General features: G+C 68.2%; 13 protein-coding genes and 1 tRNA gene. 7 read left to right on the top strand and 7 right to left on the bottom strand.

Annotation, left to right across the window (positions count from 1 at the left end):
- Positions 1–204 (bottom strand): sigma-70 factor domain-containing protein (locus tag KQ303_RS04315; protein WP_311134116.1); only part of this gene is annotated, 204 nt, incomplete at its 3' end.
- 228 nt (positions 205–432) lie between these two features.
- Here KQ303_RS04315 and KQ303_RS04310 point away from each other — a divergent pair.
- Positions 433–1,170, top strand: a complete 738-nt coding sequence (locus KQ303_RS04310; protein ID WP_259729274.1) for a pseudouridine synthase — start codon at positions 433–435, stop codon at positions 1,168–1,170.
- Between the two features lie 16 nt (positions 1,171–1,186).
- The gene (locus KQ303_RS04305; protein ID WP_259729273.1) at positions 1,187–2,158 is read left to right on the top strand and encodes a helix-turn-helix transcriptional regulator; all 972 of its coding nucleotides are present in this window, start codon (positions 1,187–1,189) and stop codon (positions 2,156–2,158) included.
- Here KQ303_RS04305 and malQ read toward each other — a convergent pair.
- Entirely contained in the window at positions 2,071–3,669 is a 1,599-nt protein-coding gene (gene malQ / locus KQ303_RS04300; RefSeq protein WP_259729272.1) for a 4-alpha-glucanotransferase, read from the bottom strand. The two genes, KQ303_RS04305 and malQ, sit on opposite strands and share 88 nt — an antisense overlap.
- A complete protein-coding gene (locus tag KQ303_RS04295; protein WP_259729271.1) occupies positions 3,666–4,868 on the bottom strand; it encodes a Coenzyme F420 hydrogenase/dehydrogenase, beta subunit C-terminal domain in 1,203 nt (400 codons plus the stop codon). The genes malQ and KQ303_RS04295 overlap by 4 nt, the downstream gene beginning before the upstream one ends.
- Positions 4,869–5,086: 218 nt before the next feature.
- Here KQ303_RS04295 and KQ303_RS04290 point away from each other — a divergent pair, with 218 nt between their 5' ends.
- A complete protein-coding gene (locus KQ303_RS04290; protein WP_259729270.1) occupies positions 5,087–5,998 on the top strand; it encodes an LCP family protein in 912 nt (303 codons plus the stop codon).
- 38 nt (positions 5,999–6,036) lie between these two features.
- On the opposite strand, the gene KQ303_RS04285 is transcribed toward KQ303_RS04290, so the two are convergent.
- The gene (locus KQ303_RS04285) at positions 6,037–6,555 is read right to left on the bottom strand and encodes a hypothetical protein (protein ID WP_259729269.1); all 519 of its coding nucleotides are present in this window, start codon (positions 6,553–6,555) and stop codon (positions 6,037–6,039) included.
- 123 nt (positions 6,556–6,678) lie between these two features.
- On the opposite strand from KQ303_RS04285, the gene KQ303_RS04280 reads away from it, so the two are divergent.
- Together KQ303_RS04280 and KQ303_RS04275 are read left to right on the top strand one after the other, a co-directional pair.
- The gene (locus tag KQ303_RS04280) at positions 6,679–7,674 is read left to right on the top strand and encodes a ribose-phosphate pyrophosphokinase (protein ID WP_259729283.1); all 996 of its coding nucleotides are present in this window, start codon (positions 6,679–6,681) and stop codon (positions 7,672–7,674) included.
- Positions 7,675–7,724: 50 nt separating this feature from the next.
- Positions 7,725–8,939: a glycoside hydrolase family 10 protein gene (locus KQ303_RS04275; RefSeq protein ID WP_399232859.1), complete on the top strand. Its 1,215-nt coding sequence runs from the start codon at positions 7,725–7,727 to the stop codon at positions 8,937–8,939.
- Between the two features lie 6 nt (positions 8,940–8,945).
- Here KQ303_RS04275 and pepN read toward each other — a convergent pair whose 3' ends face one another.
- The 3 genes from pepN to KQ303_RS04260 form a co-directional block, all read right to left on the bottom strand.
- Complete coding sequence (gene pepN / locus KQ303_RS04270; protein WP_259729268.1) at positions 8,946–11,690, bottom strand: aminopeptidase N; 2,745 nt, start codon at positions 11,688–11,690, stop codon at positions 8,946–8,948.
- Positions 11,691–11,744: 54 nt separating this feature from the next.
- Positions 11,745–12,215: a hypothetical protein gene (locus tag KQ303_RS04265; protein ID WP_255140567.1), complete on the bottom strand. Its 471-nt coding sequence runs from the start codon at positions 12,213–12,215 to the stop codon at positions 11,745–11,747.
- A 150-nt stretch (positions 12,216–12,365) separates the two neighbouring features.
- The gene (locus KQ303_RS04260) at positions 12,366–12,797 is read right to left on the bottom strand and encodes a cAMP phosphodiesterase (RefSeq protein ID WP_233132727.1); all 432 of its coding nucleotides are present in this window, start codon (positions 12,795–12,797) and stop codon (positions 12,366–12,368) included.
- A gap of 269 nt (positions 12,798–13,066) precedes the next feature.
- Here KQ303_RS04260 and KQ303_RS04255 point away from each other — a divergent pair, with 269 nt between their 5' ends.
- Together KQ303_RS04255 and KQ303_RS04250 are read left to right on the top strand one after the other, a co-directional pair.
- Positions 13,067–14,230 (top strand): histidine kinase, encoded by a 1,164-nt coding sequence (locus KQ303_RS04255; RefSeq protein ID WP_094510397.1) that lies wholly within the window; start codon positions 13,067–13,069, stop codon positions 14,228–14,230.
- A 74-nt stretch (positions 14,231–14,304) separates the two neighbouring features.
- Positions 14,305–14,377: transfer RNA gene (locus KQ303_RS04250), tRNA-Glu, on the top strand.
- Positions 14,378–14,706 lie beyond the last annotated feature (329 nt).

Here is a 14,706-nt window from a genome sequence, read left to right as displayed (position 1 = left end):
TTTCACCCCGCCGGCGCGCATCTCCAGCTCCAGCTCCGTTTCCTCCAGACGCATCAGCTCCTGCACCTGGCGGCCCAGCGTGATCTCCTGCTCATGGCTCAGCAACGGCACGCGGCCGATGTCCCGCAGATACGAGCGCACCAGGTCGCCGCTCGCCATGGAGGCACTGGAAGCATCAACCGTGGCCAAGGGCGGGGAAGGCATGGTGGCGTTTCGCAGGGTTAGGAAACGTTTGTGTTTCGTAATTTACCACCATGGATCGGTCGCACACCATCCCCGCACCTGCTAGCTACGCACCAGCCCAACGCCTGCTGGCGGCGTGCCAGCCCGGCCTCAGTTGGCGGGGCGGCGAGCGTCCGCCGACGCGGGAGAGAATGCGGCTGTGCCCGCCCCTGACGGCGCCTGCCGCCGGGCCCTACGCTGCCGGATGCCATGCCAAGGGAGCGACTCCAAAAGCTGCTGGCCGCCGCCGGCGTCTGCTCCCGGCGGCGGGCCGAGGATCTGCTGCTGCAGGGGCGCGTGCGGGTGAACGGCAGGGTGGCCGGTCTGGGCGATCAGGCCGATGTCAGCACCGATCTGGTGGAGCTCGACGGTCAGCCACTGCGTCCTGCCGTGACCCGTCAGACGCTGTTGCTGCACAAACCCCCTGGTGTGGTGAGCAGTTGCCATGACCCGCAGGGCAGGCCCACGGTGCTGGATCTGCTGCCAGCGGCCCTCACCGAGGGCACCGGCCTGCACCCGGTGGGCCGGCTCGACATCGACAGCCGCGGCGCCCTGCTGCTCACCAACGACGGTGCCCTCACCCTGCGGCTGACCCATCCCCGCCATGGCCACGGCAAGACCTACCGAGTGCTGGTGCAGGGCCACCCGAGCGAGGCCGCGCTGGCCCAATGGCGCCGGGGCGTGGCGCTCGATGGTGAGGCCGCCCTGCCGGTGCAGCTGCGCCGGCTGCGCCAATCGGCCGCCAGCACGCTGCTGGAGGTGAAAATGCGGGAAGGACGAAACCGGCAGATCCGCCGCACCGCTGCCCTGCTGGGCCATCCGGTGCAGGATTTGCTGCGGGTGGCGATCGGGGATCTGCAGCTGGGCACCCTGGCGTCAGGCCAGTGGCGCCCCATCGACGCTCGACAATGGGACGAACCTGCTTCCGGTGCTGGACACCAGCACTGACCCTTCGCCGCCCCCGATGCCGCGCCCCCGGATCACCTCCCTGCTTCCCCAGGCCCTGCGGCGGCGCCTGCGTCTGGAGCCGTCGGCAGCGGCCTCGGCCCCACCGGCCCCCGAAGATCCCCTGCTGCAGCTCGGCCGGCTGCTGCGCCAGAAGCGGGAGGAGCAGGGGCTGAGCCTGCGCCAGCTCGCCACCGAAACCCGCATCAGCACCCCGGTGATCGAGGCGCTGGAGAGGGGCTGGCGTGACCGCCTGCCGGAGCCCGCTTACCTGCGCACGATGCTGGCGCTGCTTGAGCAGCATCTCGGCCTGGAACCCGGTGCGCTCAACGCCGCCCTGCCGCTGCAAGCCCACCCACTCGACGACCACAGCAAGCAGCCCTCGCTGCTGCGGCGCTTCACGCCGGGCTCAATCGATGTATTCACCAGCTGGCAAGGCACGGTGCTCTATGGCCTGCTGACCGCCGGCCTGATCTACGCCGTGAATCTGCAGCAGCAGCAGCTGGCGGCGGCCAACCAGCTCACGCTGCGGCCCGTGCCGCCGCTCACGGAAGCGGAGCGGGTGAAACCGCCCGACAGCAATGCCCTGCTGCTGCAGGTCCACCCCGACCTGCGGCCCCTCCAGCAGGCGGCCCGTGGGGTGGCGCAGAAGCAATGGAGCCGGGAAGCGCGCCAGGAGGGGGGTGGTCCTGGCGTGCTGCGCCTGCGGCTGGATCAGCCCACAAGCCTCCAATTGAGCAGCGAATCGGGAGAAGGCACCCGGCTGCAAGGGGCGCGGGGCTCCCTCGTGCTGCAGATGCAGCCACCGCTGCAGGTGCAGCTCACTCCCCCACCGGCGGCGGGCAGCGGGGCCGTGCGTTGGAACGAGCAGCCGCTGGAGGCCGAAGCCGGGCGGCCGGGGGGTTACCGCGTGCCGCCGGCAGCAGCGCGGGGCTCAGCGGCAGCGCCAGCAGCGCTCCCCTCGGTTGCGCCGCCCGCCGATCTGCCGTAACGGGCCGCCAGGGCGGCCAGGGCAGCGATCGGCTCACTGAGCTGCTGCACAGGTTGCTCCAGCCGCCAGCTCCAGTTGGCCTCCCCCGCCGTGCCAGGGGTGTTGAAGCGGGCCTGATCGCCCAGGCTGAGCAGATCCTGCAGGGGCACCACCGCCAGCTCGGCGCGCGAGGCGAGCGCCAGCTCCAGCAGTTGCCAGCCTGGGGCCTCGATCATCTCGCCGATCCGTTCACCCACCTGACGGCGCTGATCCTCGGGCAGGGAGTCCCACCAGCCGATACAGGTGGCGTTGTCGTGGGTGCCGGTGTACACCACCCAGTGGCGGCCCACGTAGTTCTCGGGCAGGTAGGCGTTGCCGTCGTTGCCGTCGAAGGCAAACTGCAGGATCTTCATACCCGGCAGGCGAAAGCGGTCGCGCAGAGCCTCCACCGCAGGCGTGATCACGCCCAGGTCTTCGGCGATCAGGGGCAGTTGGCCACCCAGCCGTTGACGCAACGCCCTCAGCAGCGCCACCCCTGGCGAAGCGCGCCATTCGCCCAGCTGGGCCGTGAGTGCCTCACCGGGCACCGCCCAGTACGACTCCAGCGCGCGGAAGTGATCCAGACGCAGCAAATCGAGCCGTTCCAGCTGCCCCTGCAGCCGCCGGAGCCACCAGCGGAAGCCGGTGAAGCGATGCAGCGACCAGCGATAGACGGGTGTCCCCCACAGCTGGCCGGTGTCGGAGAAGTAATCGGGCGGCACACCGCTCTGCTGGGTGAGGGAACCATCCCGGCGCAGCGAGAAGAGGCGGCGCCGAGCCCAGACATCGGCACTGTCGTGGGCCACATAGAAAGGAAGATCGCCGATAAGCTGCACGCCGCGATGGCGCGCATGGTCATGCAGCTGCTGCCACTGGCGCTCCAGGTGCCACTGCACCAGGGCCTCCTGCCGCAGGGCCGCCGCCTGCTCCCGGTCGAAGCGGCGCAGGGCCCGCCACTGCCGTTGCGCCAGCGGGACAGGCCATTGCCACCAGGGCAGGCCTCCCTGCAGCTCCCGCAGCACCATGAAGCGGCAGTGCTCCACCAGCCAGGGAGCTGCCGCCTGGCACCAGCGCTGGAAGTCGGCCTGGCGTTCAGCCGACTGCTGGAGCCAGCGCCGCTCGAGCGCCTGGGCCAGGGCCGCCGAGCGGAGCGGGCAGGCCTCCAGGTCGAGGCGATCGGTGCGGCCGGGGGGCAGCCCGGCAAGATCGGCGGCTTCCAGAAAGCCATCGGCCACCAGCGCGTCGCCGTCGAGAAACCAGGCGTTCAGCGCAAAGCCGCTGGGGGAGCTGTAGGGAGAGCCGGTGCCATCGGCGGGGGCCAGTGGCAACAACTGCCAGGCGTCGATGCCGTGGTCGGCCAGCAGGTCGATCCAGGCGTGGGCCGCGGCGCCGAAGCTGCCGCAGCCGGGCGTGCCCGGCAGGGCCGTGGGGTGGAGCAGCACACCACAGCGGCCCGCTGTCCCGGGGCCTGGTGGAAGGTCGGCGTCGCTCACGTGCGCGGCAGGCGGTAACGCGCCACGATCGCCTTGGCGAAGGCCGGGATGTGGCGCTCGGCCATCTCAGGATGGTGGCGCCGCAGCCACAGGGCATTGCGGGTGAAGTGGGAATCGATCGAGAAGCGGCCATACTCCAGCCCCTGAGGCCCGACGCGCTGCACGAGGAAGCCCACCACCTCAGCCAGCCAGCGGGGCAGGCGCACCGCCTTGTCGTAGGCGTCGATGCCCTGCTGCACCGCGGCGCGGCGATCCCCGCGGCTGCTCACCGGCGCCAGATCCAGTTCCGCCTCCACCAGATCGAGCAGCTCCTGGCCGCGGGCGTTGCGCACCGTGAGCCACTGACGGCCGAAGGTGGCGCCCATGTAGCCCACCACCAGGTCGGCGCCGCCGTTCACGTAGTCGAAGCAGCTGAGGCAGCTGGGGGCGAACACATCCTTGAGCCGGGGGGTGTCGAGACCGAAGAAGGGCACCGTCTCCTCGCGGCCGTCGCTGTGGCGGAAGTGGATGCGGAAGTCCTGCATGAACTCGTAGTGCACCACCGTGGCGGGCGAATCGCTGGCGCTTTCCAGAAAGGTCTGCAGCCCCTGGCGGCTCACGTTGTCCACGCACGGCAGACCGAGCACGTAGAGCTGATCCAGCGGCAGGGTGTCCTGCACGGCCCGCAGCGCCTGCACCTGGCAGCCCACACCGATGGCCAGCAGGCGGCGGATGCCGCTGCCGGGTAACTGCTCCAGCACCTCCAGGTTGGGGGAGAGGGTGGGCTTGTTCACCCGTGCCGCCAGCACCTGCTCGGGGGTGCGCGCCAGCACCGGCACCGGCGTGAAGCGGTCGTCGGGGCTCTGCTGCACGCACACCACCGCATCCACCAGGCCCGTTTCCAGCGCCCGCACGCCGATGCGCGACACGATGCCGGTCCACTGCGCCCCATCGATCGGGGGCTGCAGGCGGGCCGTGACCATGCGCTGGCTGACGCCGAAGTAGAGCTCGTCCTCGTTGGTGAGGTCACGGCTGCGGCCGTGGGCGGCTTGCTCCATCGCCTCGAAGCGCTGCTGGAGGAAGGCGCAGGCCTGGCGTACGTAAGCCACCCAGCGGCTGTCGCACAGACCGCAGTCGCTGCAGAGGTCCTTGGCCGGTTTTGTGCTGCCCTTGGGCAGGGGCCGGGCCCGTTCGTGAGGGAGGGGAGGGGCGGCGGTCAATGCGGCGTCCAGCCTGACGGGGCAAGGGAGCTTCAACCTATCGGCAGGCCCGGCTTCCGTGCCGGAGCTACGGCAAAGTTGAGCCTTCGCAAGCATGAGCGCCGATGGCAGGCGGGAGCAAGGCACGCCCACGGGGTGCGGCGCGATCGGCAGGGAGTTCGGACGTGTCACCTGCGGGTCCTGCCCAGGCGGAGCCTGGCGGCCGCCCCCGCGCTCGGTTGGGGTCGCGGCTGTGGAAGCTGAGCCTGGCCCTGCTGGCTGCCGTGGGCACGGTGGTGCTGTTCGAGCGTGTGTGGTCGCGGCCCGACCCCGGCCTGGTCAGCAGCGATCAAGCGGGCCTCAACAAGGATCTGGCCGATCCGCCGATCCGTCCCATCACGGTGCTGCTGATCGGCACCGACGCCGACCGGCTCGATGCCAGCACCAACGGCGCCGCCCCCCCCGGCCCCGCCAACGCCGACACGCTGCTGCTGATCCGGGCCGATCCGGGCGGGGCGATGCGGGTGCTGAATGTGCCCACCGAACTGGCTGTGCAGGTGCCGGGTCAGAAGAAGGTGCAGAGCCTGGGGGCCCTTTACCGGCTGGGCGGCCCTGCCCTCACGGCCGGCGGGGTGGGGGAGCTGGTGGGCCTCGACCCTGGCCAGCCTGAGCGCTATGTGGTGATGCCGCGTCAGGTGCTGCGCAGCCTGGTGGACGGCCTGGGCGGGCTGGAGCTGAACTTGGATCAGGCCATCCGTTACCACGACAAAACCCAGAACTACCGGGTCGATCTTCAGGGCGGGCTGCAGGTGCTGAAGGGCCCGCAGGTGGAGCAGCTGGTGCGCTTCAAGGGCAAGGACGACGGCCTCAGCGGACGGCGCAGCCGCCAGCAGGAGGTGATCGCCGGCCTGCTGGAGCAGCTGGGGCGCCCTGACGGCACGGCGAAACTGGCGCAGCAGGTGAGGCAGCTCCAGCCGTTGGTGGGCACCAACCTGACGGAAACCGAGATGCTGAGCCTGCTCAACGTGGCGATCCAGCAGGCCCACACCGTGCGCTACGACAAACTCCCGCTGGCACCCACCACCGAGCCTGGCCAGACGCTGCGGCAAGTGGCGCCGGGAGCAGAGCAGCCGCTGTGGCCGGCGGGGTAGCCCCACTCCGGCCATCGCGATGGATCAGCGCAGGCCGCTCAGAGGGTGGTAAGGCGCTGCCAGCGCAGCTTCAGGGCCTCCAGCAACACCTCCGCACCGGCAGCGCCGTGGTCGCCTGGCTGCAGCACACCGAGCCAGGGCAGACCCTCGCAGGCGCGGGCCGACCCGTCCCAGCTGCCGCCCCACTGCACCAGGCCAAGCAGGGGCACGGCGGAGCGATCGAGCAGGGCGGTGTAGGCCGCCGCCAGCCCGCTGGTGGCGTCGTCAGCCGTCACCAGCAGCAGGGTGGGCTGCCGCCAGGCGCCGAGCACCTCCGCCCAGCGGGTGCCCGCCGGCAGCCAGCGGCCTGGGTCTTGCTCGAGCGCCACCAGAGCGCCGCCCCGGTGGCTCTGGAGGGCCGCCATCAGCTGATCGGGCTCAACCGATTGAGCGGCCAGCTGGCTGAGCTCGGTTGTGGCGGGGAGGGCCAGCAGCGACTGCAGGCGCGGGGCCGCCTGGGGCAGGGCCGCCAGCCCGCCCGGGCCAGCTCCGGCCAGCACCAGGGGAGAGGTGAGCAAGGACCGCTGTTCGGACAAGACCGGCAGGCACTGGTTCATCATTCTTCATACCACCAGGTTTCGCCGGCATCCGACCGGAAGGCTTCTACCATCAGCTCCATGCCGACCTCGCTCACGCCCGCCGTGACCCGTTTCCTGACAGCCGATCGGGTCGAGCAGGACCAGCCCCCTCATGACACCCGGCGGCTGCGGCTGTTCAGCGGCACGTCGAACCAGGCCTTGGCCCGCGAGATCGGCGCCTATCTCGATGTGCCCGATGGGCCGCGCGCGATCAAGCGCTTCGCCGATGGTGAGCTTTATATCCAGATTCAGGAATCGATCCGCGGCTGCGATGTCTTCCTGATCCAACCCACCTGCGCTCCGGTGAACGATCACCTGATGGAGCTGCTGATCATGGTGGATGCCTGCCGGCGTGCCTCGGCCCGGCAGATCACCGCCGTGGTGCCCTACTACGGCTACGCCCGCGCCGACCGCAAGACGGCGGGCCGCGAATCGATCACTGCCAAGCTGGTGGCCAATCTGCTGGTGAAATCCGGCGTCGACCGGGTGCTGGCGATGGACCTGCACTCCTCCCAGATTCAGGGGTACTTCGACATCCCCTGCGATCACATCTACGGCTCGCCCGTGTTGGTGGATTACCTGCGCACCCGCGACCTCGGCGAGGTGGTGGTGGTGTCCCCGGATGTGGGCGGCGTGGCCCGGGCCCGGGCCTTCGCCAAGCAGATGAGCGATGCGCCGCTCGCGATCATCGACAAGCGCCGCTCCGGCCACAACGTGGCTGAGAGCCTCACAGTGATCGGCGACGTGGCCGGCAAGACGGCCATCCTGATCGACGACATGATCGACACCGGCGGCACCATCTGCGCGGGCGCGCGACTGCTGCGCCAGCGGGGCGCCACCCGGGTGCTGGCCTGCGCCACCCATGCGGTGTTCTCCCCTCCCGCGATCGAGCGGCTCTCCGAGCCCGGCCTGTTCGAAGAGGTGCTGGTCACCAACAGCATCCCGATCAGCGACGACCGCCGCTTCCCGCAGCTGCAGGTGCTTTCGGTGGCCAACATGCTGGGCGAAGCCATCTGGCGCATCCACGAGGAAAGCTCTGTGAGCTCGATGTTCCGCTGAAACCACCCGAACGCCACCGCGCCGAGGCGCCCTTTCCCCTGCGGGTGCGGCTGAAGAAGGCCCTGCCGGTGCTGGTCACGGCCCTGCTCACCACAGGACTGCAAGGCGTCGGCCTGCTGCCCGCTGCCGCCTCCAGCCAGCGGGTGGGAGTGTGGCTCACCAACAGCCCCAGCCCCCTCTACTACGACCGCAACCGGATCGAGCAGGCCGTCAAGGAACTGGCAGCTGCCCGGTTCAACACCCTCTACCCGAATGTGTGGAGCCGGGGCACCACCTTCCACCGCAGCCGCTTTGCTCCCACCGAACCGGCCCTGCTGAAGGCTGCGCCGGGACTCGATCCGATCTGCCAGATCACCCGCTCCGCCCAGCGGCGCGGCATGCAGGTGATCCCTTGGTTCGAATACGGAATGATGGAGCCCGCCGACGCGGAGGTGGTGCGGCGTCATCCCGAGTGGGTGCTGCAGCGCAGCGATGGCTCCACCCTCTACGCCATGCACGGCGCCAACCTGAAAACCTCACCGCTCCGGGATCTGCGGGTGTGGCTCAACCCGGCCCACCCCGGCGTGCGCGCCCGCTTCATCGGCCTGATCCAGGAGATCGTGCAGCGCTGTGGTGTCGACGGCATCCAGCTCGACGATCACTTCGCCTGGCCGGTGGAACTGGGCTACGACCCTTACACCAGGGCACTGTTCAGCAAGGAGAAGGGGCGGGAACCTCCCACGGATTTCAACAACCGCGAATGGATGAGCTGGCGGCGCCAGCAGCTCACCGGCCTGCTGCGGGAGCTGCGAAGGGAACTGCGCCGCAGCAACGACAAGGCGGTGATCAGCCTGTCCCCTGGACCGTTCCGCTTCGCCTACAACCATTGGCTCCAGGACTGGGAAATCTGGGCCCTGGGCAAACTGGTCGACGATCTGGTGGTTCAGAACTACGCCTTTTCGGTGCGCGGTTTCGCCCGTGATCTCGATCAGCCGGCGCTGGTGAAGGCCCGCCAGTGGGGCCTGCCCGTGGAAATCGGCATCCTGGCGGGCTTCGGTGGCCGCACTCCCGACATGGCCACGCTCAATCAGAAGGTGGAGCTGGCGGCCCAGCGGGGTCATGGCGTGATCTATTTCTATTGGGAAGGCCTGTGGGGCAACTACGCCGGGCCCGAGGGAGCTTCCCTCCGGCGCGACGCGTTCACCCGATTGCACCGCCAGGCCTTCGGTCGCGGGCAGAGCCCCGCCAAGGGACAGGCCTCCAGCGCCGGAGCGGCGCCCCGCTGATCGCCTTCAGGCCGCCACCCCTTCGCCGGCGCCGAGCGAACGGCACTGCTCCACCACTTCGCGGGTGTTGGCAGAAATATCCGCCGCAGCCAGCTGCTCCACCGCCGCGCGCATGTGCCCGGCCCGCTCCGGCCCATAGCTCTGCCAGCGGCTGAACAGCTTCGCGAGCCGCGACGCCGTGATCGGGTTGCGCCGATCGAGCGCCACGATCTGCTCGGCCATGAACCGATAGCCCGTGCCATCGGCCGCGTGGAACACCGGCGTGTTGGCAGAAAAGCCCCCCAGCACCGCGCGGATCGCGTTGGGAGCTGCCGGGTCGAAGCGCGGATGGGCCAGCAGAGCTGACGCCCGCTCCAGCCCATCGGCGAAGGGGGCGCTGGCCTCCAGCGCGAACCAGGAATCGAGGATCACTGGCTTCTCCTGCCAGCGTTGGTAGAAGGCCTCCAGCGCGCGGCGACGTTGCTCGCAGGGGTGAACCTGCAGGGCCCGCAGCCCGGCCCGGGCGAGCGTCATCGACGGTCCCTGCACCGCAGCGGCAGCGGCCTCGCGCACGGCCTCATCCCCGGCCGCCGCTCGCCAGCACCAGATCGTGGCGGTCAGGCGCCGCTCACCCTGCCCCTGAGGCCAGGGCTGCTCCCACTGCGGCCGGCAGGCGGCAAGCGCGTCCAGCAACGGCTCCTCCAGGGCAGCGCCGAAGACGCGCTCCAGGTCCAGCAGGGCCGCAAACAGCGCCGGAGGATCCGGCTCGGGGGCCAGATCCTCCAGTTCGGCCATGCCGGGAAGGGCCAGCAGGGCGCTGCGGCTGGCGGGCGGCAAGCTGCTGTCGGTGAGGATCGCGGCAAAGGCAGCGGTAAGCCCACATTCCAGTTCCGGGTCGCTGCGACCGGCGGCCCGGGCCAGCACGGCCTGCCGCAGCAAGGTCTGGCCTGCATCCCAGCGGGCGAAGGGGTCGCTGTCGCAGGCAAACAGGTGCAGCAGTTCGGCATTTGGCCGGGCAAGCTCGAGCCGCACGGGCGCCGAGAATCCCCGCAGCACCGAGAGGGCCGGCGGCGTCGGTCCCGGAGGCAACCCCTCGTAGCGCAGCTGGGTCTCCGCGGCCTCCAGCACGACGGGCGATCCGCCGGTCTGGGGCAGGGCCTGGCCGTCCTCACCCACAAGGGCCAGGGCCAGGGGAATCACCAACGGCTGCTTGTGCGGCTGGCCCGGGGTGGCGGGGGTGTGCTGGCGCAGCACCAGGGCGAGTGCGCCACTGGCGCCGTCCCAATGGCGATCGATCGACACCACGGGGGTGCCGGCCTGGTGATACCAGCGGCTGAACTGCTCGAAACTGAAGGGAAGCGGCGAGGGATCGTCGCCCTTCCCAAGGCTGATCTGCCTATTGATGGGCTGCCCAGCAGCGGTTTGCCCATCGGTGATCTGCTTATCGGCGGTGGCCGCAGAGGCTTCCGTTGCGGCGTCCTGCATGGCCTGCAGGAAATCGGCAGTGGTGGCGGCGGTGCCGTCGTGGCGCTGCACATAGAGCGCCATGCCGCGCATGAAGGTGGCAGGACCCAACAATGTGTGCAGCATACGGATCACTTCCGCACCTTTCTCATAGATGGTGGTGGTGTAGAAATTGTCGATCGCCTGATAGTGATCCGGCTGAATCGGGTGAGCAGTGGGTCCTGCATCTTCCCGGAATTGGGTATTGCGCAGCATCGCCACATCCTCGATGCGCTTGAGATCGGCACCGTGCAGATCGGCGGTGAAGCATTGGTCGCGAAACACCGTGAGTCCTTCCTTAAGGGAAAGCTGGAACCAGTCACGGCAGGTGATGCGATTCCCCGTCCAATTGTGGAAGTATTCGTGGGCAATCACGCTTTCGATGCGTTCGAGCTCACCATCAGTGGCGGTTTCGGCATCGGCGAGCACCAGCTTGGAGTTGAAGATGTTCAGGCTCTTGTTCTCCATGGCGCCCATGTTGAAATGGCGCACAGCCACGATGTTGTATTCATCGAGGTCGTATTCGAGCCCATACACCTGCTCATCCCAGGCCATCGACCGCTGCAGCGAGGCCATCGCATGAGCGGTGTAGGGGGAATCGCCCGGCTCCACATGCAGGCGCAGTTGCACCATCCGGCCACTGGCGGTGGTGAAGCTGCCGCGCACCTCCTCAAGCCGTCCGGCCACGAGCGCGAACAGATAGGAGGGTTTGGGGAAGGGGTCGTCCCAGACCGCGAAGTGGCGGCCATCGGCCAGGGCACCGGCAGCCTGGCAATTGCCGTTGGAGAGCAGCACCGGGTAGCGCTCCTGCTCCGCTTCGATCCGCACCTGGAAGCGGCTGAGCACATCCGGTCGGTCGGGGTGGAAGGTGATGCGGCGGAAGCCTTGGGCCTCGCACTGGCTTGTCACCATGCCGCCGCTGGCATAGAGGCCTTCCAGGGTGGTGTTCGTGTAGGGGTCGATCCTCACCCGACTGGTGAGTACGAACGGCCGCTGCGGCGGCTGGAGCACCACCAGAAGACCCTCCTCCTGGTGGGTGGCGGCAGGCGGAAGTGGTTCCCCGTCGATGGCCAGAGCCTCCAGCTCCAGCCCCACCCCCCTCAGCTCCAACGGTGAAGCGGCTTGAGCAGCTGAAGACGCCCCCACCGCGGGAAGGAACGAAAGGGTCGCTTCCACCAGGCCGTGGTCGGGGAAGAGGCGCACGGTCAAGTCCGTGCGCTCCAGCGCGTAGGGATAAGGCCGGTAATCGGCCAGGCGCACATCAGGCATCGACCCAGGGAAGAACAACCCTCTGATCCTGAAGGGTGCCAGGCAGCGCCGCGATCACCAAGGCAGCGGACTGCGTCCCTGGCCGGCATTGCAACCCACCTGGGAGCCCAGCAGCGCGCCGAGCGGCACTGCCCAGGTCCGGCCCTGGTCGCGGGAGGCGGCATAGCCGATGCCACCGCCGATCACGCCGCCCACGAGCCGGCCGATCGAGCAGCGCTGTTGCAGCGCTTGCGCTTCTTCAAAGGTCTGCGGTGCATTAAAGCCGTTCACCTGCCCCTGATAATCCTGATAAGGGGCGGGGAAGTTCCGCACCGGAATCACTCCCGACTGTGGGAGTGTCTGGGCCACGGGGACCTGGCGATAGACGGGAACCTGGCGGTACACCGGCTGCTGCTGATACACCGGCACCTGCTGGTAGGCCTGGCCAGGAAACCCAAACGACTGAGCCTGGACCGCGAGCGGAGCCAAGGAACCAATGCTGAGCAGGCCGGCGGCCATCAGGGCAGAAGATGACGAGAAGGTCATGACGACGTTGGTGAAAAACACCCCGGAGGGATGCCTTCAGCAAAGCCAGAAGCCCTGAATGAACTGCAACTGACCAGGGGGTCAATCGCATCCGGATGCGACCGCCAGTTGTGAGGTTGGCCTCTATCAAAAAGCCGACCTCTCAGCCACCTACTTCGGGGGTGCCTTTGCAGGCGCAGCTGGTGCAGGTGCGAGCGGGCCAGCTGCCGGCCTTGCGCCAGATCCCTGCTGCTTGATGGCCGCCTCCACCCGCTTCACTACATCCGGCGGCACCTGTTTCGGACAGAGATCCACCGCACCGATCACAGCGGAGTTCACGGCACCGCGCCGCAAATCCTCAATGGTGAGGGTCTGGGTGCCCACCTGCTGGATCTTGCCGCCGTGCAGCCCCTGGAGCACTTGCGCGATGGTTTCACCGGCGATGGCCACGGCCTTGTCGAAGTCCACACCGCCGCCGCGGGCGATGCAAACGTTGACAGCCGCGATCCGCGTATAGAGCTGCATCTGCGCTTCCGTGGCCGGTGCGGTTTGAGCGGCGGCGGGCAGAGACGCGAAGGGGAGCAGCAGGAGGGGGACCGCCACGAGGGACCGGCTCCAGCGGGGCAGAAGACGCAAAGGGGAGGACGCGTGAACCTCCATGGTGCTGCACCAGCCGATGAACTTCAATCGTGCACCAGCCGTGCCTCGCCCACTCTCCACGCCGTCCCGCGCAACCCGCCTGGTTCTCCGGCCGGCCCCCCGCGCCCGAAACCGCCTGCGCCCGCCCGCAGTCCACCAAACCGGCCCAGCGCCCTGCCATGGACTGCGGGTGAACTCATAATGTGGCAATTACGTATTGGACCAGCCAGACGGTGCCTGCTGCGGGGGGGCCTAACCCCACCACCCATCCCCCTGAGGCCTCACCGCCGCCGCGTCGCCCGCTGAAACTGCTGCTGGTGGCGGCGCCGTACCATCTCGCCACCGCCGACCTGCGCGGCGTCATGCACCTGCTCCAGAGCAGCGACAGCGGTTTCGATGTAAAACTTGAAGTGGCCCACCCGGCCGAGCGCCCGGAGCTTTTGGAGCTTCACCGCCTCGTGGCCACCCCGGCCTTGGTGAAACTTGAACCGAAGCCCCGGCAGGTGTTTGCCGGAAACACCGTGCTGCAGCAGCTCAAGGGCTGGCTACCCCGCTGGCAGCAGCGGGAAGTGGTGAGCGGCCTGGGCATGAGCCTGCGCCCCGCAGAAATGGATGGCAGCCGCACGCAGCGGGAACTGCAGCTGGAAGATCAATTGCTGGTGCTGCGCCAGGAGAACGAAACCCTGATCGAGCGGCTGGGGGTGCAGGAACGGCTGCTGCGCATGGTGGCCCATGAACTGCGTACGCCGCTCACCGCGGCCAAGCTGGCGCTGCAGAGCCTGCAGCTCGGCCACATCGACACCACGCGTTGCCGCGACGTGCTCGACCGGCGGCTGGACGACATTGAGCACCTCTCCAAGGACCTGCTGGAAGTGGGGACCACCCGCTGGGAGGCCCTCTTCAATCCCCAGCAGCTTGGGTTGGCCTCGGTGGCGGCGGAGGCGATCCTGGAGCTTGAAAAGCTTTGGGTGGGCCGCGACATCCAGCTGATTACCGACATTCCCGCCGACCTCCCGGCCGTGTTTGCCGATCAGCGGCGCATGCGACAGGTGCTGCTCAACCTGATCGAGAACGCCTTGAAATTCACCCCTGACGGGGGCCAGGTGCACCTCACGCTGCTCCACCGCACCAACCAGTGGCTGCAGGTGAGTGTCTGCGACACCGGCCCGGGCATTCCCAGAAACGAACAGCAGCGGGTGTTCCTGGAGCGGGTGCGCCTGCCCCAGACCTCGGGCACCACCTCAGGCTTCGGGGTGGGCCTGTCCGTGTGCAGGCGGATCGTGGAAGTGCATGGCGGTCGGATCTGGGTGGTTTCTGAGCCGGGAGAAGGGGCCTGCTTCCATTTCACCGTGCCGGTGTGGAACGGTCAGAACGCGGCAGTCGCTTCCCCTCCTTGACGAAGGGCCACTCCGACCCGTAGCTTCCAACACGTCGGATGGAGAGGCTTCGAACGCCCTTCACCCGTGGCCTCGCCCCCATCGTCTAGAGGCCTAGGACACCTCCCTTTCACGGAGGCGACAGGGGTTCGAATCCCCTTGGGGGTATATTTTAAATCTGAATACGATCTTAATTTATTACATTCCAGAACAATCTCTATATTTATATCTTCCTACAGGCAAATCCGGTTCTTTTCTCTTTTCAAGCGTCTGATTTATTCGATCAATCGTTCAGTTCGGGGCAACATCCTCAGCACAGTTCACCCAGCTCAGTTCAGGGCATCACCCTTTGGGCGGGCCGTCCTGCTCAGCGCGAGCCATGATTACTCACCGGAAGCTAACCATTGCAGGGAGCACACTCTCTCCGTGACGGCATCAAGGCTCGATCCTCTGGGGGATCTGAGGCTCAGCATGTCGGCATTCCATTCCCTGTGAGT

It is taken from the genome of Synechococcus sp. CS-1333, from assembly GCF_025128015.1.
In the GTDB taxonomy this organism is placed as follows: Bacteria; Cyanobacteriota; Cyanobacteriia; order PCC-6307; family Cyanobiaceae; genus MW101C3.
The sequence above is the reverse complement of the archived record's forward strand: the minus strand, read 5'-3'. Positions and strand labels throughout refer to the sequence as shown.

Excerpts from the sequence above, each read along its gene's own strand:
- KQ303_RS04310 (WP_259729274.1), top strand. The coding sequence starts at position 433 with ATGCCAAGGGAGCGACTCCAAAAGCTGCTGGCCGCCGCCGGCGTCTGC.
- KQ303_RS04305 (WP_259729273.1), top strand. The coding sequence starts at position 1,187 with ATGCCGCGCCCCCGGATCACCTCCCTGCTTCCCCAGGCCCTGCGGCGG.
- pepN (WP_259729268.1), bottom strand. The coding sequence starts at position 11,690 with ATGCCTGATGTGCGCCTGGCCGATTACCGGCCTTATCCCTACGCGCTG.
- KQ303_RS04265 (WP_255140567.1), bottom strand. The coding sequence starts at position 12,215 with ATGACCTTCTCGTCATCTTCTGCCCTGATGGCCGCCGGCCTGCTCAGC.